Here is a 21,464-nt window from a genome sequence, read left to right as displayed (position 1 = left end):
TTATGTAATCCAGTTTACTGTTTCCTTCCGTATTCTGAAAGACTTTTTATGTAAAAGCGCCTGTTTTCGCCAATGAAAACCCATTCAGATACCTTACATGCACCTTCCACGGAACAAACACATCAAGTTACCACAAAAGGTCATCGGTTTACCCTATGAATAGCAGGATGCCTTTTTTACAATGGGGGAAGATCAACCCTGCTTTAAAGCAAATCCACTTTACCGGGAGGAATCGCAAGAGATGGAGCTTTCTTTAAGCATGTGGAGCGTTCACCGTACCGTAAAAGAAAAAGGATGGACGGTCTTTGATTTTCTGGACTTTTGCCATCGGGAAGGAATCGGGCAGGTGGAGCTGCTGAACGTGTTCTGGAAAGACCTCGAGCAGGAACTGCCCCGCGTGGTGGAAAAAGCCCGTGAATACGGCATTCGCATCAGCAGCTACGCGATCTCCAACGATTTTATCAAAGCGACGCCGGAGGAGCGGGCGCAGGTTACGGCCTTCATCATCTCCGCCATCCCCGTGGCCAAGGCCCTCGGCACATCGATCATTCGCGTGTTTGCGGGCAATTTGAGCGAGCTGGCGACCTATGAGACCGCCCTCGACTGGATCGTGGACGGACTCGCTGCGGCGGCCAAAGAAGCCGAAGCCGAAGGCGTCGTCCTCTGCCTGGAAAACCACGGCAAGCTCGCCGGAAGCGGCGAACAGGTGAAAACGATCATCGAGCGCGTCGGTTCTCCTTCGCTTCGTTCGACCTTCGATACGGGCAACTTCCTGCTTGTCGACGAGAACCCGTCGCGGGCGCTGGACCAGCTGCTTCCCTACGTGGCACACGTGCATTTCAAAGATTTCAAGCCGGTCGAAAAAGCAATCTACACCTCGCTCTCCGGCCAGGCGTACGAAGGCGCTGCTCTCGGAAAAGGCGTGGTGGAGCTGGCCGACATCGTCAAACGGCTGACCGACCACGGGTATCAAGGCGCTTACGTTCTCGAATACGAAGGCGTCGGCGACGAGGCCGAAGGCGTCCGCAACAGCTATGCGTACTTTGCAACCCTTGCTTGACCATATAAAGGAGGCCCAGACATGGACCGCGAGTTGAAAGCCGACATTATCATTATAGGGGGCGGAACCGGAGGGACGGCGGCGGCGCTTGCTGCCGCCCGCGCCGGAAAATCCGTCATCCTCACCGAAGAAACGCTGTGGATCGGCGGCCAATTGACGAGCCAGGCCGTCCCTCCCGACGAACATCCCTGGATCGAATCCTTCGGCTGCACCCGCAGCTACCGCAAGTTCCGCGAGGACATCCGCCAGTATTACCGCGACGCGTTCCCGCTTACGCCGGAAGCGCGGAATAACCCGCGCCTGAACCCGGGCGGCGGCAGCGTCAGCCGTCTCTGCCACGACCCCCGCGCCGCTGTGGCCGTGCTGGAAAAACAGCTTGCGCCGTACGTACACAGCGGCCAGGTAACCGTCCTTCTGCGGCACGTGCCGGAAAGCGCGGAAACGGCCGGGAACGAGCTCACGGCTGTTACGGTGCGCAGCCTGGAAACCGGAAACAAAGTGCGCCTGACAGGGCCGTATATTCTGGACGCCACCGAATGCGGCGACCTGCTGCCGATGGGCGGCATCGAATACGTCACCGGGGCGGAATCGCGCTCCGAAACCGGCGAGCCGCACGCCGTAGAAGGCGAAGCCCGGCCGCAGGACATGCAGGGCTTCACCCACTGCTTCGCCATCGACTATCTCGAGGGCGAAGACCATACCATTGAAAAGCCGGAGATGTACGACTTCTGGCGCGGCTACCAGGCCGACTTCTGGCCGGGACCGCTGCTCAGCCTGACCAGTCTGAAGCCGGACACGAACCAGCCGATTACCTACAATCTTTTGCCCAAAAAAGGACAGTTTTCGCTCTTCAATTACCGGCAGATCGCCGAACCGAAGCATTTTGAGCCCGGCACGTTCCCCGGTCCGGTCTCCCTGATCAACTGGCCGCAGAACGACTATTGGCTCGGCTCCGTCATTGACGTGACGCCGGAGGAACGCGAACGGCATCTGTACGAAGCGAAGCAGCTCAGCCTGTCGCTGCTCTACTGGCTGCAAACCGAAGCGCCGCGCGAAGACGGCGGCAAAGGCTACCCGGGCTTCCGGCTGCGCGCCGACGTGATGGGCACCGAGGACGGACTTGCAATGGCCCCCTACATCCGGGAATCCCGGCGGATCAAAGCCGAGTTTACCGTGCTGGAGCAGCATGTCGCCACGGACTGCCGCCCGGACGGCAAGGCGGAGACGTTCACGGACTCCGTCGGCATCGGCTGCTACCGCATCGACCTGCACCCGAGCACCGAAAACCAGCCGTTCATCGACATTTCATCGCTGCCTTTCCAAATTCCGCTGGGCAGTCTGATCCCGATTCGAGTGGACAATGTGCTGGCGGCGTGTAAAAATATTGGGGTAACGCACATCACGAACGGCTGTTACCGGCTCCACCCGGTGGAATGGAACATCGGGGAAGCGGCCGGCTACTGCGCCAGCTACTGCCTGGACCGCGGCATCCGCCCGCGCGACCTCCGCAACAACCCGGAGGAGCTGCGCAAGTTCCAGGAGCTGCTTGCCGCCGAAGGCATCGAGCTTTCGTGGCCGGCCCTCCGTCCCGTGTGATGGCGCGCATCAAGAGGCATCTGGCAGTTCATTAAACTTACGAGGTGAAACCGTATCATGAGCAAACCGGTACGTATTGGCGTAATTGGCGCCGGCTCCATTTCGGAAATGCATTTCAGCTCCTACAGCAAAAACCCCGACGTCGTCTTGACGGCGGTCTGCGACCTGGTGGAAGAGCGGGCCAAAGCGAAAGCCGAGAAGTACAACATTCCGAACGTGTATACGGATTACAAAGAGCTTCTGGCCAACCCGGACATCGACGCGATCAGCATCTGCACCTGGAACAACTCGCATGCCGAGATCAGCATCGCGGGCCTGCGCGCGGGCAAGAACGTCCTTTGCGAAAAACCGCTGTGCAAAACGGTCGCCGAAGCGCTGGAAGTGGAAAAAGCAGTCAAGGAAACCGGTAAAACGCTGCATGTCGGCTTCGTTCGCCGCTATGCGTCCAATTCCCGGATCGTCAAAACCTTCATCGACAACGGCGACCTGGGCGAAATCTATTACGCCAAAGCGTCCTGTATCCGCAAGCTGGGCAACCCCGGCGGCTGGTTCTCCGACGTTGAGCGCTCCGGCGGCGGCCCGCTGATCGACGTGGGCGTCCACGTCATCGACCTGTGCTGGTACATGATGGGCAAGCCGAAGGTCAAATCGATCAGCGGCAACACCTACAAACGCCTCGGCAACCGTTCCAACGTTCAAAACCTGGCGTTCTACAAAGCGGCCGATTACAACGCCGAGCTGAACACGGTTGAGGACATGGCGAACGCCCTGATCCGTTTTGAAAACGGCGCTTCCCTGCTCGTCGACGTCAGCTTCACGCTGCACGCCAAGAAGAACGAGCTGGCGGTCAAGCTGTACGGCGACAAAGGCGGCGTCGAGCTGGAGCCGGAATTGACCCTGATCACCGAGAAGTACAACACCATCCTGAACACCACCCCGCAGATCGACAGCCTGACGTTCGATTTCGTGGCCGGGTTCCAGGACGAAATGAACTACTTCGTCGAAGTCTGCCAGGGCAAGAAGGAAACCCTCAGCCCGGTGGAAGACGGCGTGGAAATGATGAAAATCCTTTGCGGCGTCTACGAATCGGCCGAGCTCGGCAAAGAGATTCACTTCTCTTGATCCGCGCTTAACGAAAAGACAGAAAGCCAGCCCCGGCGTTTCTTCGGAAACGCCGGGGCTGGCTTTTTTTGTGCGGGGCGATGGTTTTTACGAAAGCGTTCATCGTCAAGGAGTGCCTTGAACCTGGAACTCCTCGCGGTAAAATCGATTCCTTGCGTATGGTCATAATAATTTTGATGAATGGCGATCATTTCTTTATAAACGGCCAGTTTTCGTTTTAGCTCCTCTTCTACATTGACCGGATTTACTTCCTTCTCCAGCTTTCCCACTTCGGCTCCAAGGTTCTTAACCTGCTGCTCCTCTTTTTGCCGGGAGACGGAATAAGCCGAGGCCTTTTGATTGGATTCGAGCTCCGCTTTCCGTTTTTCGAACTCGCTTTTTTTCTGGTTCAGCAGCTCCTGCTTCGTTAAATTAGATGCGTAAACGGTATAGCCGGCTATGCTGCCGCCCAATAAAATCGTTATGCAGGCCAGCGTAATCAGCAGGTTTTTTTTTGCCATGTTTATCTTCCTCCATCGGCTCAACAAGTGATTCTGACCTGTCATTTATGAGTCACTTCCAGCTTTACCAGGTCAAGTGCTTTAAATTATTTTACGTTAATCACCGTATTCAGCGTATAATGATATACATAATTGGAAGGTTTGGGAAAGGGGTGCAAATGCAAACGAAATCTAAAAAAATGTTTCTGCTCTTTGCGGTTGTTGGTATTGTGGTAATATCAATTACACATTGAAGGAACCCTACATAAACCAATGTTTCGGCGGGATAGATTTATCGGAAAGATTACAGTTGAAGGGTTTGATCTTACGAGTAAATACCCGAATAGTGATATTTTCATACATGAGAAACATAACGGAGTTAATATGGGCCAATTTTGGTATACCCCTAAGCTGGGAAGTATGGCGTATGGTTCTTTCCTGTGGTTTGATGATCAGTTCGAAAAAGTTCTCCTGTGGACTTTTGATGATTGGAATGAGGATGGCGAGAAACAGGGCAACTTCTACATTGTCACAGCTAATGATTATGAAGAGGCACGTTCTCTGGAAGAATGGATGAAAAAGGAGTTTGTGAATCCTTGGCTCATGAATAATGCCCTTGAAATAGAAAACCCGTAAACCGGAAGCGTGATCGCTTAACGCCGGTTTGCGGGTTTCTTTTCTTTTTGCAGCTCTTCTTTATTTCGCCGCGCCCGTTCCCTCTTCACTGCGGAGCGAGTTTTCGAGCGTGTTCCAGTCTTCGATGTGGCAGGCGTCGAACAGCATGAGGCCGTCCGAGTGGGCGAGGCCGCGCTGCAGGAATTCGCGCTGCCGGCCCGGCTCGCGCATCAGGTTCATGGCGATGCCCGCGTAAAGCGGCAGCTCGCCGCAGGTGACGATGCTGGCGCGGGTGATGTATTTCTCGACCTCCGGCGCGGTCTTCTGATAGGCCCCGATCATCAGAAAATCGAGTTGATCGGTGTAGCCGTTCTGCCGGTAGCGGTCCGTGTAAACCTGTCCGTCCGGCAGGCCGAGGCGCTCGTCGAAGCGGAAGCTCGGGCTGCCCCAGTTTACGCCGTTCAGGAAATACGATTCGTACCAGGAGCCGACATACGCGGCCACTTCAACGGTGCGGCCGGTAGCCTGTTCGTGAGCTTCGGTCATTTCCTTGACCTCCGTAAAGAAGCTCTTGATCGTCGCCGTGCGGAACTCCCACCAGTAGCCGATCAGCGGGCCGTCGATCCGGGTCGAGCCTTCGTAGCGGAACACATCCTCGGGCCAATTTTTCAGCGTCGCGCCCTGCTCCACCAAATAGGCCTCAAAGCGCTCGCGCGTCAGGTCGCTGAAATCGGCCGTTTCGTTGTCGTACCGGCTGCGGTCGTGAATGATGCCGTCCACTTCGTAGTTCGTGATGATCTCCTTGAACGTGTTCAGCTGGAAAGCGCGAACCTCCGGGTTGGACGGATTGACGAACGCCACCAGGCCCGGCACGGCGCTCTCCCGCTGCCGTTTGATCACGCCGCCGTCCTGGTACTTGTAAACCCGCTCCTCCCAGTCGAGGTGATCGTCCAGAAGCGCCGTGTCGTTGTAGAAAATCGATCCTTCGCCAAATACGTTAATCGAAGCGTGAATCCGAAGCCCCAGCGCGTGGCCGCTTTTTACAAACTCCTCCAGCAGGTCAAGGTCCGGGTTTGCGCCGATGCGCGGCTCCGCTTTGACGGTGCTGATGTACGGGCGGCCGGTCAGCGTGGCTTTCTTGTAAGTCGCGTAGCCCTCCACGCCTTTGGCGTCAAACGCGATATCGGTTACGCCGCTTTTCCGGGCGGTCTCCAGAAAGCGGTAGACATCGTCCGCGCTCCGGAAGGTTTTCGCGTTGGTCGCCTGGTCCACCCACAGAATTACCCGTTTGTTCTCCTGAACGACAGGACGGCGGTAAGCAACCAGCAAACGCCGGTCTTCCTCCGCGCCTTCCGCTTCAGCCGTAACCTCCACATACTGAACACCCTTCTCTAGCGGAAGCTCATAACGGAACGCGCCCGACTCCGTCAGCGCAACCGGCGTTCCGGCCACCTTCACCTGGACATCCTTGCGGTCCTTTGCATTCCGGACAAGCCCGGAAATGACCGCCGTTTCGCCCGTCTCCGTAAAGAACGGGAAGTTGTCCAGCGACAGCCGCAGAGCATGCGCGGAGCCGGCCAGCGCCGCCGCTTCGACGACCTCGCCCTCCGACAGGTATTTGATCGCGTCGCCTACTTTGAACGCCGCGCTCAAGTAACCCGCGGCCGTTTCCCGGCTGTAGGAGGACGCCCAGGCGTACAGCAGGCTTCCTCCCTGCGGAACGGCCGTCATCTGCTCGGCCCAGACCGGCTCTTTCCCGTCAACGGACGGATGGATCACCTGCAGCACGCGGTTGTCGGCGTCAACAAGCACGGCGACGCCGCCTTTGGGCACATTCAGGCTTTCCGTAAATTCATCGGTGTACAGGCCGACGGCGTCTTCCGGCAGATGCGCCGGCGCCCCGTTGACCGCTTGAATCTGTCGGCGTTCCCCGTCCAGCGTAATCGTAATATCTTCAGGCGCCGCTTCAACTTCCAGCCTTGCGCCGTTTTGTTCGAGATCGCGATTCACAGAAATGCACTCCTTCCAAGCCTCTTCATGAATCAAGCAGCTGCGTCAGACGCAACTGCTTGATTTTGTGTTATGCCCCGCTCCCCGCCCCGCCGGGCAGGGAGACGGCTGTTTCCGATCAACCGGTTAAACCTTGATGAGAGGATACCGGTCCGTATTACTTCGTGGTCGCAAACCAATCGTTGGCAGCTTTGGTTGCAGAATCGCCGCCTTCGGCTCTCCACTGATCCAGGAACTTGTCGTAACCGGAAATGTCGTCGGAGCTGGCGATGAAGCGCAGCACAGCGTCGTCAAGCAGCTTCGTCAGCTTTTGCTTGTTCGCGGTCACTTCTTCGATCGGAGGAGCCAGGGACATCGGGTCGTTGACGAACAGGCCTTCTGCATTCTTTTGGAACTCTTCATAGTACTGCTGCAGAACCGGATCTTTGCGGACGCGGGCTTGCCAGTAGTCCGGATAAACGTTCTCGTCTACGCCGGTCATCAGCGAGCTTGCGTTGGCCAGATCATCGTTGAACTTCGGCAGAATCGGGTAGTACTTGCCGTCTTTCACTTCGTGATGCACGCCTTCTTCACCGATAGCCAGGTTGATGAAGGTTTCTTTGGCAAGCTTCTTGTCCATGTGCTTCATAGCCGCTTCTTTGTTCTTGGACGACTTCGGAATAGCGATAAACCAGGTCGTCGCGGTGTTCGTGCCGACGTAGGCTTTGCCGTCATTGCTCTTCAAGAAAGGAATGATGGAAATTTTGGCGTTCGGGTCGACTTCTTTCAGCGCTTTTTCCGTTTGCGAAGCGTTCCACCAGGCCAGCAGCATTACGCCTGCTTTGCCGCTGGTGAACTTCTCAATCGCTTTGGCGCCGGTGTTGATCGGCATTTCCGTATCGAGCAATCCTTCAGAGTAAAGCTTTTTCATGTACGCGAGGAAATCCTTCATGCCGGGCTGCTCGGCCTTTGCCACGAGCTTGCCGTCGATTTCCTGCCAGTCGTTGTAGACGCCGAATGCAGCGGCGATGTCGCCGTAAATGGACGTGGATTCTTTCGCGGCTACCAGCGGGACGACTCCCTTGGCTTCCTTGATCTTCTTCAGAACCTCATACAGTTCGTCCGGGGTAGTCGGCGTTTGCAGACCAAGCTCGTCCATCCAGTCCTGACGGACTACCAGGCCTTGTCCAACACTCAGACCGGCGCCGGTTTCCGGGATGGCATAGATTTTGCCGTCAATCGTTGCGCTGCCCCAGGATTCTTCCTTGATGGCGTTTTTGACGTTCGGGCTTTGCTCGATCAGTTCATCCAGGGGCTCCAGCGCGCCTTGCGTCGCCAGCTTGTAGAATTGCGGCGCGCTCAGCTTCATGATGTCGATCGGTTCCTGGTTGGCCATCATCAGGTTCAGCTTCTCGTCGGCGTTTTCGGCCGGGAGCATTTCGAACGTAACTTTATCGCCCGTTTTCTCCTGGATAAACTTAGCAGAGGGATCCGTGTTCGGATCGAAGTTAACGAATTGGGTTAACATCCGAAGAGATGCTCCGCCTTCGGCCCCGGCGCTTGCCGCGGGAGAAGCGCTCGATCCCGGGTTCGTACTGGCTGCGTTATCCGTTTTGGACCCTCCGCCACATGCGGCGAGCGTCAATACAGATGCGAGAACTGCTGCAATCACTGGTGTTTTTTTCAACATACATGAGCCTCCTCTAATGATCGTTCGGATTGAAAATGCCCTCTCTACATCAACAGCAACCGTGTCAGACCGTTCGCCTCACCGCCTTTCAAGGGTTTCAATCGCCGGATCAGCCTTTGACCGATCCGACCAGCACGCCTTTCACGAAATATTTTTGCAGGAACGGATAAACCAGCAAAATCGGAATGGTGGCGAGCAGTATGGAAGCGGCTTGAATCGATTGTGGAGTCGCGTTGAGCGCCGCATCAATATTGTCTTTCAGGAATTCGGAGCTGGACGCCACCATAAGCTCTTTCAAATAAAGCTGCAGGGGCTTTAAGCTCGGGTTGGTGATGTAAATCAGGGATGTCGTGTAATCGTTCCAGAACTGGACTGCGAAAAAGAGTCCGATGGTCGCCATAACGGGCAGCGAAAGCGGAAGCACGATCGACCACAACACCCGGAAATTCGATGCGCCGTCGATTTTGGCGGATTCCTCCAGGCCGTCCGGCAAGCCTTCAAAGTAGTTTTTGATGATCAGCATATTGAAGACGTTTACCATTGCCGGAAGGAACAGAACCGGCAGCTTGTTCACCAAGTGCAGCTCCTGCATCAGCAGATAGGAAGGAATCATCCCGCCGCTGAACAGCATGGTAAAGATAAACATCAGCAGCAGCCAGCTCCGTCCCCGAAGATGCGGCTTGGAGAGCGGATAGGCGGTCAGCGTCGTCAGCAGCAAACCGAGAAGCGTGCCCACGACCGTGACGATGATCGAGATTTTGAACGAGTTCATGAAATGCCCGTTCTCCAGCACGTACTTGTAAGTGCCGAACTGGATGTCAATGGGCAGCAGATTGACGCGGCCCGAGATAACCGCCGATTCGCTGGAAAGCGATTTGGCGATCAGGTTGACAAACGGAATCAATGTGGTTAAACCGATGAGAATAAAGAACAGGTAGTTGAAGACGTTGAATGCCTTTTCGGAAAAGGTTTGACGGATCATACGGCTTGCTCCCCTTTCTACCAGATGCTCCGGTGCAGGAATTTGCGGCTCAGGGCGTTTCCGCCGACAACCAGGACGAAGGAAATGACGGATTCAAACAGCCCGACCGCAGTTGAGAAGCTGTAATCCTGGTTCCCGATCCCCATTCGGTAGACATAGGTGCCGATGACGTCCGCGACCTCGTAAACCGTCGAGTTGTACATAACAAGAATTTGCTCGGTGCCCGCTTCCAGGATGTTCCCGAGGCGGAGAATAAACATCAGCAGGATGATCGGCACGATGCCCGGCAGGGTGATGTGCCAGAGCTGCCGCAGCCGGCCGGCGCCGTCCATCCGGGCGGCTTCGTAGAGGCCGGGGTCGATGGTGGCAAAGGCGGCGAGGTATACAATGGTGCTCCAGCCGGTTTCTTTCCAGCCAGCCGATCCGATCAGCACGCCCCTGAAAACGCTCTTATCGAGGAAGAAGCCGATTTGCTCAAAGCCCAGCGAAACCAGAAGTTTGTTGACCAGACCGCCGTTCGTGGACAGCAGGTCGATGAACAGGCCGCTGACGATAACCCAGGACAGGAAGTGCGGAAGATAGATGATTGTCTGGACGACCCGCTTGAACATCATCCGCCGCAGCTCGTTCAGCATCAAAGCGATGATGATCGGAAGCGGGAACAGGATGACCAGCTTGTACAAGCTGATGATCAAGGTGTTTCGGAACACCTGGAGGAAGTCGCTGTAGGTAAACAGCTTCTCGAAGTGCTTCCATCCAACCCATGGGCTGCTCGCATACCCGTCAAAAATGTTGAAATCCTTGAAGGCGATGGTAATGCCGTACATGGGGGTGTATTTGAACAAAAGAATGAACAAAATGCCGGGCAGCAGCATGAGATATAAATCCCAGTCCCTTTTGAAGTCCAGCCGCAGCCGCTTCATGGATTTGCCGAAGCGCCTTTCTTTGGGAATGGTTTGCATTGAAGCCGCGTTGTCTTTCATGGTTATCCCCCTCGTCTCTCGTTACTCAAATTGTAGTGGGGATTTCGGCGGCTGAGTAGGCGATTCTCATTACTGTTTATGGTACTTTGATGTTTGATTTCGGGGAAAAAGCAAAAAAAGTGCGAATCGCGTCCAATTGGAAGCGTTTCACACTTTCAACCCATGTTAGGTTTCCTATCTAATTTTTTAGATTTTCACTTCTCCAGGGTTCACTCCCCAGTATTTTCGGAACACTTTGGTAAAATAGCTGACATCCCGATACCCGACCAGACGGGCGGCGTCGTACACCTTTCCGCCTTCCTGAAGAATCGCCTTGGCCCGCTCCATTTTCTTTTCCAGCACATAAGTGGAGAACGGAACGCCCGTCTCCTGCTTGAACAGGCGGCTGAGGTAAGAGGAGTTGACGTACAGCCGGTCCGCCACCGTATGCAGGGTGATGTCCTGGTCGATTTCTTCATTGACGATGTTCAGAATGGACAGCACGACCTTGTTGCTCGTCGTCTTGCGTTCCTGCCGCAAATAGCCGCAAATGGCCCGTACGGTGCGGGTCAGCCAGGCCCGGGTCTGCTCCCTCGTATTCAGCAGCGTCACGTTCTGAAAATACGCAATGTCCTCTCCGACCACATGCTTCACCATCCACCCCTGCTTCTGGATGATCCGGACAAACATCCCGCTCAAATAAAAGACGACCTCACGGATGTCATCAACCGTTTCCGCGTGCAGCAGACAGTTTTCCCACAACTTCTCCACTTCCGCGAGCGCTTTTTCCTCGTCTCCGGTGTCGAGGGCGATTTCCAGCGCTTTTTCCAGATTGGGCTGGGCTTGTATGCCTTCGCGTCTGCGGTCCTCTTCCCGGTACGGAATGGCGATATCCTGCCCGTATACCATCCGGTCGTTCAGCGCGCGGCAGGCCTGGGCATACAGCTCGGGCATGTCCTCCAGCCGACCCGTGCTGGCGCAAATGCCGGCGCTCGCCGTCGCCTTCAGCGCCTCTTTCGTCCGGGACAGCAGCCGGATCACCGACGAATGCACGCTGAGCGCGCTTTCCTTCGGATCGTCGTCCGCCGGCAGGGTGAAAACGAGCAGGGTGCAGCCCTGCGCATCGCCGGATACCCAGCAGTGCGGCGGCGCAAACAGCTCCTTTGCCAGACACTGGAGCGAGAATTGCAGCAGCGGCAAGTCGGGGTTGGCGTGCGGCGCTTCCCCGTCGGCCGCCGGGTCGATGTCCAGCACCGCAACCGCGATCCGGGCGTCCGGGTCAAGGTCGATGTAATAATCGGCGCTTTTCTCCAGCACTTCGGCCGCGGAAAATTTGCCGCTCGCCCACTGCTGGAAAAACCCGCTCTGCAAATACGGCAGATGCTCCTTCCATTTGCTTTGCAGCTCCGACTGCACCCGCCACTGCTCCAGCTCCTTGCCGAGCTGGCGGCTTGCCTCCAGGACGGTGTCGAGAATTTCCTGCTCTCCGGCGGGCTTCAGCAGGTACTGAAACACCCCCGCCTTCAGCGCTTCCTGGGCAAAGGAAAAATTATCGTGGCCGCTCAAAATAATCAGCTTGAGAAACGACCCGGTTCCGTCCCTTTCCCGAAGCTTTTGGATCAGGGTCAGACCGTCCATCTCGGGCATCTGCACGTCCAGCAGCATGATGTCCGGTTTTTTGCGTTCGGCCAGCTGCAGCGCTTCCCGGCCGTTGGCCGCCACGCCTACCACCTGTATGCCATGGTCCTCCCACGGAATATGATAAGCCAACGCGTGTCTGAGCCGCGGTTCATCCTCCACCACCATCAAATTCATCGGCTCGTTGCTCCTCCTTTCGGACAGCCTCTCCCGCGGCGGGAACAAAGGTATCCTTGCAGCGGTCGAGCGGCAGGCTCATGATCGCCGTGGTGCCCTCCCCGGGCTTGCTGTCGATAACCAAATCCGCTTCGTTTCCGTAATACAGCTTCATCCGGGCGCGGACATTGCGCAGCCCGAACAAATCTTTGATGTCCTCCTCCAGCGAGAACGGTTCGTCGTTGTGCTTGCCGAGCCGCCCCAGCTCGCTTTGAATGTAGCGCAGCCGGTCCTCCGCCATGCCCGGCCCGTTGTCCTGGATTTTGATGACCAGGTTTTTGTCAGCCTCAATCCAGCTTTCGATTATCAAAAGGCCGCCCTCGGGCTTTCCTTCCATGCCGTGAATAATCGCGTTCTCCACCAGCGGCTGCAGCAAAAGCTTCAGAATCGGCACTTTCCGGGTGTCATCCCCGATCCGGTACTCGACCGTGAAATTCTCCAGAAACCGGATCTGCTGAATGCGGATATACGTATGCAGATGCGAGATGTTTTCCTCCAGCGAAAAAACGTCGCGGCCCTTGTTCAGGCTCAGCCGGAAGAAGCGCGACAGGTTCAGCACCATCTCACTGATTTCCTCCGCGTCATAGTTTTTAGCCGTCCAATAAATCGAATCAAGGGTATTGTACAAAAAGTGCGGGTTGATCTGCGTTTGCAAAAATTTCAGTTCCGTTCGGGCCAGGCGCAGCTGCTGCTCGTACTGGCCTTCAATCAGCTGTCTTTGGTAGGCGACCATCTGGTTGAAGGAGTCGGTCAGGTAGCCGAACTCGTCCTTGCGCTCGTTCTCCAGCCGGACGCTCAGGTCGCCGCCGCCCAGCCGTCTCATGCCCCGGGACAGCTTGTATACGGGAGATGCAATGCCGGTATAAACCAGCCACGAAATCCCGAGCGCAAGGAGAACGCTGAGCAGGATGAGCAGGTACGTGTAGGTTCGTATCCGGTCGGTTTCCCGGTAAAGCTCGGACTCCGGCTGGACCAGGGTGAGCGTCCAGCTGGAATAGGACGAGTCAAAGGAAACCGTCATTTCTCCGTCCTGCGGAGCCGGCAGCTGCCCGGCTTCCTCCACCGCCGCCGGGCTTGCCCGCCCGGTGCCGACCACCAGCTTGCCGCTGCGGTCGTGCAAATAAATATACGCGTTCGGCGAAGGAAGCTGCCGCTGGATGAGCCCGAGCAGCTTGCTTTTGTCGAGCGTGATGATCACCGCATTCGGCGAACGGTTTACGTTGTACAAGTCCATTGTCCGGATCAGCGACACGCTTTCCGCCCCCACCATTTCGCCGAACGTGATCCGATCCGTCACCCGCTCGCCCGCCAGCATGTAGGCAATGCCGGTTCCGGTGTCCCGGACGACGTTTTCCAGCCATTCCTGCTGCTGCGGCGAGGCAATCCGCCGTCCGCCGTGTTCGGTGGAAATCAGCATATGCGACGGCTGGTGGTACAGCGAAATATGCGACACGATATGGTTGACGGAATTGACGTTCGACAACTGGCGCAGGAGCAGGGAAAAATCGACGATCGATTGCGCCGACAGCTCCGGCCCGGTGTTTTCCAGCCTGCCGAGGAAAGTGGGGTCCGTTGAAATTAGCGTGGAGATCTCCTCAACATTCTGAAGCGTAAGATCGATGTATTCCATCGCCGAGTGGAGCGATACTTCCGTCCGCTCGACTGTCTGCTCGTATAAGATCGTCCGCGATCGTTCCACCGCAAACAGGCTTACCACAACCAGCGGCAAAAGAATGAGCAGAAAATAGCAGGTCAGCCGGAACTGGATGTGACCGGAAAAGCGCTCGCGAAACCAGCGGAACGGTTTTTTCATGGGTTTTCCGCCCCTGCGTCCGAACCGTCCCGGCTTTTCCACCATTCGTTTACTTCCAGCGTGACCTCGGCTCCGCCTTCTTTGTACCACAGCTGAACAAAATCATCGAAGGTGTCGAGCGGCGCAACGCCGGCGACGATCTGGGTAAACACATCCTGCATGTTCTCCAGCTGCTCGGAGTATTTGGCCATGCCCGGCGTCGGCACGCCGTAATAGTGATTCGGGATCAGGTGCTGCTCGATCAGCTGAAGATTCTCGTACAGGTGATAATCTCCAAGCGAATCAAGCCGCTGCTTGGCCATCTCGGGGTCCATGACGTCCACGAGCGATTGGTAAATGCCCCGGTACAGATGTTTGTCGTGCTCGGCGAAGTTGGTCACCATCTTTCCGTTTTCCATCGTCCAGATTTCGTTCTCAAAACCGAACTTCAGCGTCTTGTAGCCGTCTCCGGCGATAAAGTTCAGCAGCTTCACGACCTCCGCCGCATGCTCCGTGCCGGCGGGGATCACATTGTAGCTGCGGATGATGTCCTTGTCGTACACGCCGCTTTCCCCGCGCGGACCGACGGGGAAGCCAAGCGCGATCCAGTTGGCGTGAGGGTCCTTCTTCTTGTTTGCCGCAATTGCGTAGCGCGTATCGTACCAGGTGGCCGAATACAGGCCGACGCGGCCGTTTTCAATCTTCTCGAACAGATTGCTGTTGCGGTTCAGAGGGAACTCCGGATCGAGCAGCTTTTCCCGGTACAGCTTCGCCAAAAACCCGAGCGCTTCCTTTGTTTCCGGCAGTACGCTGCCGTTCACCAGCTGCCCGTCCCGCTCCAGCCAGCTGTTCAGCTGCGTGCCGAACGCGCCGAAAAAGGGCGCGGACCGCCCCAGGTCTTCGGTCAGGATAAGCCCGATGGTGTCGTCGAGCCCGTTCCGGTCGGGGTCGTCCTGCGCAAACGCCCGGATGACTTCATAGTATTCGTTCAGTGTGGTCGGCGGCTTCAGACCCAGCCGGTCCAGCCAGTCCTTGCGGACATACATCAGCTCGATGCCCTTCACTTCATTCAAACTGGGAATGGCATAGATTCGGCCGTTGTAGCGGACGCGTTCCCACGCCTCCTCAGGTATTTTCTCTTTCAGTACCGGACCGTACTGGTCGATCAGCTCGTCAAGCGGCTGCAATTCACCGCGTTTGGCGTAGTAATCCAGCCATACGGGGCTGGTCGTATTGATCAAATCGGGCAGCTTGCCCGACGACATGATCAAATTCAGCCGTTCCTCGTATACATCCTGGGGCGGCACCGTGACACTGAGGTCGAGACCGGTTTCCTTCTCGATGTAAGCCAAATAAGGATTATTGTTCTCGTCCATTCCGTCCGGAAAGGTCATGCCCAGGTCGTCAATGACCATGGAAACCGGAATATTCCGCTCCGGAGAAGGATCGGAACGACTGCATCCGACAGCAATCGACACCATCAAGGCGCACGTAAACGCCCTCATCACCGTTTTATGTTTCATCGCAGCTGTTCTCCTCCCCACTGGCGCTCGCGGCATTGGCTTGTCTACAGCTTAAGACAGGCCGCCAGAGCGGGAAGAATCCCCTCGGCCATCAGCATAAAACCCAGGTCGGTCGGATGAACGCCGTCCACCGTGCTTTCGCCAAAGTGTGCGCCAAGCAGCAGACTGCCGTCCAGGAAATGAAGGTTGGCGTCCCCTTCCGCCCGCAGCCGTTCGACCAGCGCGCGCTGATAGGCCCGCCGGCCGTCCAGCGCCTCCCGCAGCGCGGAATCGAAGTGCGCGCCCGGCGGCTGGATACGCGTCAGGAGCAATATTGGAACGGACGGATGGCGCTCGCGAAGGATGGAAATGAACCCGGGCAGCGTGGCCTGCAGGCTGTCCAGATTTCCGCAGTTGGCCTCGTAGTCGAGCACGAAGCAGCCCGGATGTTCGATCTCTGCGATCACCCTGGCGACCTCCGGCTCGCCTTTGCCGCTGCCCGAAAAGCCAAGGTTGATCATCTCCCGGTTGATCCGACGGCCGAGTATCGACGGGTAAGCCATGCCCGGCCGGGAAGCGCAGGCCCCCTGCGTGATGGAGGTCCCGTAAAAAATCACCGGTCCGCCGGGTTCATAAGCGGGGGGCGGCAGGACCTCCGCTTCCGGCTCCAGTCCGACCTCGACCGCCTCCACGCCCTGATAGAGCGGAAAGTAAAGCGTAACCGTCCGGATTTCGGGGCTGTCTTTGGCCGCAAAGAGACGGGCGCTGTATTCCGTTTGATCCGGCTTGAAGGACGCGGTTCCCGCAAACATCGCCGAACCGGGCTCGCCGATGTAGCAGTCGAACCCGCATTGGCCGGTCGGCGCCATGTGGTACATATCCGCTTTGGCTTTTAACCGGACTTTCACATGTATCTCCTGCGAATCGGTCCGAAAGCGGATGGCCCCGCCCGCCGTACAGTCCGCCAGCCAATTGACGGCCTCGGGCAGGGGACTGGAAGGGACGGCGGGCATCCGGCGGTAAAGCCCGTCCGCTGCAAACCAAGGAAAACCGGACAAGCCGAAAGGCCCGGTCCGGGGGTCATGCCATCGCAAGCGTGAGGAGGCGCTATCCGAAACCACCATGTTGGTGTCATATTTTTCAAGCTGAGAAGACGGATTTTGCGGCATGGCTCTTCACTCCAACTGTTTTTTGTTAACTATCATACCATAGAGCGGGACATCATGACCTGACATGGCGATTTTTCTGGAAGAAAGCTTGACAAAGACCGCCGACACGCCACACTTAAAAGATAAACGAAGGGTGCAACCGCTTTCAAGTGATTGTACTGCATCCTTTGCGAAAAAGAAACCGTTTCGTCATGCGGATTCTCTCTCCCCCCACCTTTCATCCTACTGCAGCCGGCCGCCGATTTCCACCCCTTTTGCAAATAAGAACAACCCGCTGCCGCTCTCCTCCGAGAGTGCCAACGGGTTGTTCTCCATCCCTTCGTCCGACCGGAAGCCGGGTCAGTGGATGTCTCGTTTCTTGAAGCGGCCGCCTTTTACGTCGTGAATGTTGCCGATGGCCAGGAATGCTTTCGGGTCCTTTTCTTCCACGATGGATTTCAGCTTCGCTTCCTCCAGCCGGGTGATGACCACAAAAATGACTTTCTTGTCGTCGCCCGTAAAGGCGCCTTCGCCGTTCAAATACGTAACGCCCCGGCCTAGCCGGTAATTAAGCGCCTGCCCGATTTCCTCGTACTGGTCGCTGATGATCCAGACCGATTTGGACTGGTCCAGCCCTTCGATGGTAACGTCAAGCACCTTATAGGCGATAAAGTAAGCGATCAGGGAGTACATGGCCTGATCCCAGCCGTACACGAATCCCGCGCTCGCCAGGATGAAGATGTTGAAGAACATGACGATTTCCCCGACCGAAAACGGACTCCGCTTGCTGACCAGAATCGCCACGATCTCCGTCCCGTCCAGCGATCCGCCCGCGCGGATGACCAATCCGACGCCGACGCCTAGAATGACGCCTCCGAAAACAGCGGCCAGCAGCGGCTCGATGGTGAGCGGCCGGACCGGATGCAGCAGCGTGGTCCCGATGGACATGATGATAACCGAGAACAGCGTGGACAAAGCAAACGTCTTCCCGATCTGCTTATAGCCGATAAATAAAAACGGAAGGCTTAGAACGATCATGAACACCGCAAGCGGCATGTGGAACAAGTGGGACAAAATAATCGAGATCCCGACGATTCCTCCGTCAATGATCTGGTTGGGAACCAAAAAGATTTCAAGGCCCACCGAGAACAAAGCCGAGCCGAGAAACATGACCAAAATTCGTTCCAGCAAGCGGTAGCCGGTCAACTTCTTATGCTGTGCCGGAGGCATATCCTGCTTCATGGCATGCGCCATACCAATCCCCCCTATCCGTGTGTTAGTTCTATTATAGCAAACGATTGCTTTCTTTGCAGAAAAAACCGCCGTTTCCGTTCGAATTTATTGGAAAACACCGCTAAACCTCAGCAAATCTTCACTTCCCTTCCTTTCTCTTCGGTTATATTCCTCCCGGTGCCCGGTTGCCCGCCTTTCAAAAATAAGGTATAGTGGGGATGTAAACATTTTTCTCGATTAAGCGATTTATTAAGAAAATATTTTTCAGAAGGTGAACGGGTTTGAATGTGCTGAATGCGATGCGCGAGATCCGGGATCAGCTGAAGCCGCGCGAGCGGGACATCGCCGATTTTATTCTGGAGCATCCGCACGAAACCGTCCAGATGGGCATTACGGAGCTGGCCGAGCGGTCGGGCGGCAGCACCGCCTCCGTCTCCCGCTTTTGCCGCTTGTTTCATGCTTCCGGCTACGCCGAGTTCAAGATGAGGCTGGCCGCCGATCTGGCTCAGGGGCAGGCTCCGGCGCCCCAATCCTATCAGGACATCGTCGCCGGAAACTCCCTGGAGCGGATCGCGGCCGCTGTGGAAGCGAACCATCTTCGCTGCATCGCGGAGACGACGCGGATTCTGGATCTCAAGGAAGTGGAAAAAGCGGTGGCCGCCCTGAACAACGCCCGGCAGATCGACCTGTACGGCGTGGCGACCTCCGGCGTGGTAGCGCAGGATTTCTACCAGAAGCTGATTCGCGTGGGCAAACGGGCCGTGATGTTCTCCGACTCCCACATGCAGCTGACCTCGGCCGCCGCGCTCACCGGGCAGGACGTCGCCATCGGCATCTCCTACTCGGGCGAAACGCCGGAAACGGTCAAGGCGCTGCGCTCGGCGGCGGAAAGCGGGGCGGTCGCCATCTCGCTCACCAAATACGGCCCCAATACGCTGGCCTCGCTTGCGTCGATCCGGCTTTTTTCCTCCAATCTGGAGGCGGGCCTGCGGCGCGGCGACATGGCGTCCCGGCTGGCGCAGCTTCATGTGCTTGATATTGTTTTTACCGCGATGGTCAGCTCCCGTTTCGAGGATTACGTCCCGCGGCTCGAGAAATCGTTCCAGGTTGTGAAAGCCTATACCGGCAAGGAGGATCGTTAACGAATGAACATTCATATTTTTGATTCGCAGGAAAAGCTGAACGAGGCGGGGGCCGGCATCATCATCGGCACCGTGCAGACCAAACCCAGGGCCGTGCTCGGCCTCGCCACCGGCAGCACGCCGGTCGGCATTTACGAGGAAGTGGTCCGGGAATACGAACGTGGGCTGGTGAGCTTCAAAAAAGCGGCTTCGTTCAACCTGGATGAATACGCCGGGCTGCCGGAAGGGCACCCGGAAAGCTATTTGGTCTACATGAAAAAGCACTTGTTCGACTTCATTGATTTGCCTCTCGCGCAAGCCCACATCCCGAACGGCAATGCGGCGAACCTGGAGGAAGAATGCAAACGGTACGACGCCCTGCTGGCCGACGCGGGCCAGATCGACCTGCAGCTGCTCGGGCTCGGCCACAACGGCCATATCGGATTTAACGAGCCCGATCACGCGCTGACCAGCGCCACTCACGTGGTGACGCTGCGCGAGCAAACCCGCAAAGCGAACGCGCGGTTCTTCGATTCGATGGACCAGGTGCCCAAGCAGGCGCTTACAATGGGCGTCGGCGCGATCCTGAAAGCCAAGACGATCCTGCTTGTGGTGCGCGGAGCCGACAAGGCGGAAGTGGTGCATCGCGCTCTGACAGGACCGATCACGACGGAGCTGCCGGCGTCGCTCCTGCAGACGCACCCTTCCCTCGTCGTTCTGCTGGATGCCGAAGCGGGGAGGCTGTTCCGCTCATGACGCAGGCAGACAAGAAGGCTCAAAGCGATGTCCGTATTGTCGGCGCCCGGATCGTCACCCCGGCCGGCGTCCTGGAGAACGGTACGATTTTGCTGCGTGACGGGGTGATCGCCGAAATCGGCGCACCGGAGCATGGCGAGGCTGCTGCGGCCCAAACGGGGAAGAACACGGTCGTGATCGACGCGGGCGGCGGTTGGGTCGTCCCCGGCTTTATCGACGTGCATGTTCACGGCGGGGCCGGTTACGAGTTCATGGCCCCTTCCATGGAAGCTTTTGAAGCGATCGCCCGCTTCCATGCGCAAAACGGCACGACCGCCCTGCTGGCGACCACCGTCACGGCCTCCAAAGAGGCGACGGATCAGGTGCTGGCCGCCGTCGGCGAATTCGCCAAGGTCCGCCCCCCGGAAGCCGCCCGCGTGGTAGGCGCGCATCTGGAAGGTCCGTTCATTAACGTAAAAATGAAAGGCGCGCAAAACCCGGACTACATCGTTCCGCCCCAGCCGGATTGGCTGGAGGACTGGACGCGGACGTATCCGGGCGTGGTCCGGCTGCAAACGCTGGCGCCGGAAGGCGAAGGCGCGCTTGCCTACATCCGCGAGCTGGTGAAGAACGGAATCGTCGCCGCGGCCGGTCATACCGACGCCACGTTCGACCAGATCACGGCCGCGGCGGATGCCGGACTCAGCCACTCCGTCCACTGCTTCAACGCCATGCGCGGGCTGCACCACCGCGAGCCCGGCACGGTCGGCGCGGTGCTGACGGACGACCGGATCAGCACGGAAGTAATCGCGGACGGGCACCATGTGCATGTGGCGGGCGTCCGTCTGGCCGCGAAGCAAAAAGGCCCGGATAAGCTGCTGCTGGTCACCGACGCCATCGCCGCAGCCGGCCTTGACGACGGCCACTACCACCTCGGCGAGCTGCCGGTCACCGTGCAGGAAGGCGTCGCCCGGCTGACGGACGACGGGGCGCTCGCCGGCAGCACGCTGACGATGATCGCCGCCTTCCGCTTCGCCGTGACGCAGGCGGGCATTCCGATCGAGGACGCCTGCAAAATGGCGAGCGCCAACCCGGCGCGGCTGCTCGGCCTGGAGGCGTCCAGCGGAACGCTGGAGGTCGGCAAGCAGGCCGACGTGCTGCTGATGGACGCGGACCTGAACCTGCGCGCCGTCTGGATCGAAGGCCGCCCGGTCAAAGGCGCGTAAGCCGTTCGGGCAGGCGGCGCGCAAGCCGGCCGGGCTACGGCGCGTAAGCCGTTCGGGCAGGCGACGCGCAGGCCGGCCGGGTACGGCGCGTAAGCCGTTCGAGCAGGCCAACCGGGCAATGGCGCGGTATTGCCTTCGTCCCGCCCGTAGCAACTAGTGCCGGAGTCGCTCGGAGACACGAAGCTTCTATTAGAAGGCGTAATAGAATGCGAGAGATAAAGCGGCAATGAATGCGGCACCTAACGATTGATTGTGCAGCAAAAAACAGCGCTCACCCGGAGCGCTGTTTTTTATTTGCCTTTTGCTTGGCGGACTCTGCGGCAAAACCGCCGTTCTGACGGCGCCCACTTAGGGAAAC

At 57.5% G+C, this 21,464-nt stretch carries 17 protein-coding genes; 7 read left to right on the top strand and 10 right to left on the bottom strand.

Features of this window, described 5'->3' with window-relative positions; translation table 11 throughout:
* Positions 1-241 precede the first annotated feature (241 nt).
* From AC6I6H_RS03475 to AC6I6H_RS03465, 3 genes are read left to right on the top strand one after another with little or no spacing between them, the layout of a single operon-like run.
* A complete protein-coding gene (locus AC6I6H_RS03475; protein WP_497951336.1) occupies positions 242-1,060 on the top strand; it encodes a sugar phosphate isomerase/epimerase family protein in 819 nt (272 codons plus the stop codon).
* Between the two features lie 21 nt (positions 1,061-1,081).
* On the top strand, positions 1,082-2,656 hold the full coding sequence (locus AC6I6H_RS03470; RefSeq protein ID WP_497951334.1) for an FAD-dependent oxidoreductase: 1,575 nt from the start codon (positions 1,082-1,084) through the stop codon (positions 2,654-2,656).
* 57 nt (positions 2,657-2,713) lie between these two features.
* Positions 2,714-3,778, top strand: coding sequence for a Gfo/Idh/MocA family protein (locus tag AC6I6H_RS03465; protein ID WP_497951332.1), 1,065 nt, complete (start codon positions 2,714-2,716; stop codon positions 3,776-3,778).
* Here AC6I6H_RS03465 and AC6I6H_RS03460 read toward each other — a convergent pair.
* The gene (locus AC6I6H_RS03460) at positions 3,766-4,323 is read right to left on the bottom strand and encodes a hypothetical protein (protein ID WP_497951330.1); all 558 of its coding nucleotides are present in this window, start codon (positions 4,321-4,323) and stop codon (positions 3,766-3,768) included. The genes AC6I6H_RS03465 and AC6I6H_RS03460 overlap by 13 nt on opposite strands.
* Before the next feature lie 318 nt (positions 4,324-4,641).
* Between AC6I6H_RS03460 and AC6I6H_RS03455 the strand changes: the two genes are divergently transcribed.
* Entirely contained in the window at positions 4,642-4,893 is a 252-nt protein-coding gene (locus AC6I6H_RS03455; protein WP_497951328.1) for a hypothetical protein, read from the top strand.
* 60 nt (positions 4,894-4,953) lie between these two features.
* Here the strand turns inward: AC6I6H_RS03455 and AC6I6H_RS03450 are convergent, their stop codons facing one another.
* The 9 genes from AC6I6H_RS03450 to AC6I6H_RS03410 all read right to left on the bottom strand — a co-directional run bounded on the left by AC6I6H_RS03450 (position 4,954) and on the right by AC6I6H_RS03410 (position 18,033).
* Positions 4,954-6,882, bottom strand: coding sequence for a family 10 glycosylhydrolase (locus tag AC6I6H_RS03450; protein ID WP_497951326.1), 1,929 nt, complete (start codon positions 6,880-6,882; stop codon positions 4,954-4,956).
* Positions 6,883-7,039: 157 nt separating this feature from the next.
* Positions 7,040-8,551 (bottom strand): extracellular solute-binding protein, encoded by a 1,512-nt coding sequence (locus AC6I6H_RS03445; protein ID WP_497951323.1) that lies wholly within the window; start codon positions 8,549-8,551, stop codon positions 7,040-7,042.
* A gap of 109 nt (positions 8,552-8,660) precedes the next feature.
* Entirely contained in the window at positions 8,661-9,533 is an 873-nt protein-coding gene (locus AC6I6H_RS03440) for a carbohydrate ABC transporter permease (RefSeq protein ID WP_497951316.1), read from the bottom strand.
* 17 nt (positions 9,534-9,550) lie between these two features.
* On the bottom strand, positions 9,551-10,456 hold the full coding sequence (locus tag AC6I6H_RS03435; protein ID WP_497951473.1) for an ABC transporter permease: 906 nt from the start codon (positions 10,454-10,456) through the stop codon (positions 9,551-9,553).
* A gap of 246 nt (positions 10,457-10,702) precedes the next feature.
* Positions 10,703-12,310, bottom strand: a complete 1,608-nt coding sequence (locus tag AC6I6H_RS03430) for a response regulator (RefSeq protein ID WP_497951314.1) — start codon at positions 12,308-12,310, stop codon at positions 10,703-10,705.
* Entirely contained in the window at positions 12,285-14,162 is a 1,878-nt protein-coding gene (locus AC6I6H_RS03425; RefSeq protein WP_497951312.1) for a histidine kinase, read from the bottom strand. Before AC6I6H_RS03425 ends, AC6I6H_RS03430 begins: the two co-directional genes overlap by 26 nt.
* A complete protein-coding gene (locus AC6I6H_RS03420; RefSeq protein WP_497951310.1) occupies positions 14,159-15,664 on the bottom strand; it encodes an extracellular solute-binding protein in 1,506 nt (501 codons plus the stop codon). The genes AC6I6H_RS03425 and AC6I6H_RS03420 overlap by 4 nt, the downstream gene beginning before the upstream one ends.
* Positions 15,665-15,708: 44 nt before the next feature.
* On the bottom strand, positions 15,709-16,812 hold the full coding sequence (locus tag AC6I6H_RS03415) for an SGNH/GDSL hydrolase family protein (protein ID WP_497951308.1): 1,104 nt from the start codon (positions 16,810-16,812) through the stop codon (positions 15,709-15,711).
* Positions 16,813-17,151: 339 nt separating this feature from the next.
* Positions 17,152-18,033 (bottom strand): YitT family protein, encoded by an 882-nt coding sequence (locus tag AC6I6H_RS03410; protein WP_497951471.1) that lies wholly within the window; start codon positions 18,031-18,033, stop codon positions 17,152-17,154.
* Positions 18,034-18,305: 272 nt separating this feature from the next.
* Between AC6I6H_RS03410 and AC6I6H_RS03405 the strand changes: the two genes are divergently transcribed.
* Genes AC6I6H_RS03405 through nagA form a run of 3 tightly spaced genes read left to right on the top strand, consistent with a single transcriptional unit; the run spans position 18,306 to position 21,106 of the window.
* The gene (locus AC6I6H_RS03405; RefSeq protein WP_497951306.1) at positions 18,306-19,166 is read left to right on the top strand and encodes a MurR/RpiR family transcriptional regulator; all 861 of its coding nucleotides are present in this window, start codon (positions 18,306-18,308) and stop codon (positions 19,164-19,166) included.
* Positions 19,167-19,169: 3 nt separating this feature from the next.
* Complete coding sequence (gene nagB / locus AC6I6H_RS03400; RefSeq protein WP_497951304.1) at positions 19,170-19,901, top strand: glucosamine-6-phosphate deaminase; 732 nt, start codon at positions 19,170-19,172, stop codon at positions 19,899-19,901.
* Positions 19,898-21,106 carry an N-acetylglucosamine-6-phosphate deacetylase gene (gene nagA / locus AC6I6H_RS03395; protein ID WP_497951302.1) on the top strand — a complete coding sequence of 403 codons (1,209 nt, stop codon included), beginning with the start codon at positions 19,898-19,900 and terminating at the stop codon, positions 21,104-21,106. Before nagB ends, nagA begins: the two co-directional genes overlap by 4 nt.
* The last annotated feature ends 358 nt before the right edge of the window (positions 21,107-21,464 follow it).

The sequence above is a fragment of the Gorillibacterium sp. sgz306347 genome, assembly GCF_059735245.1.
The sequence above is the reverse complement of the archived record's forward strand: the minus strand, read 5'-3'. Positions and strand labels throughout refer to the sequence as shown.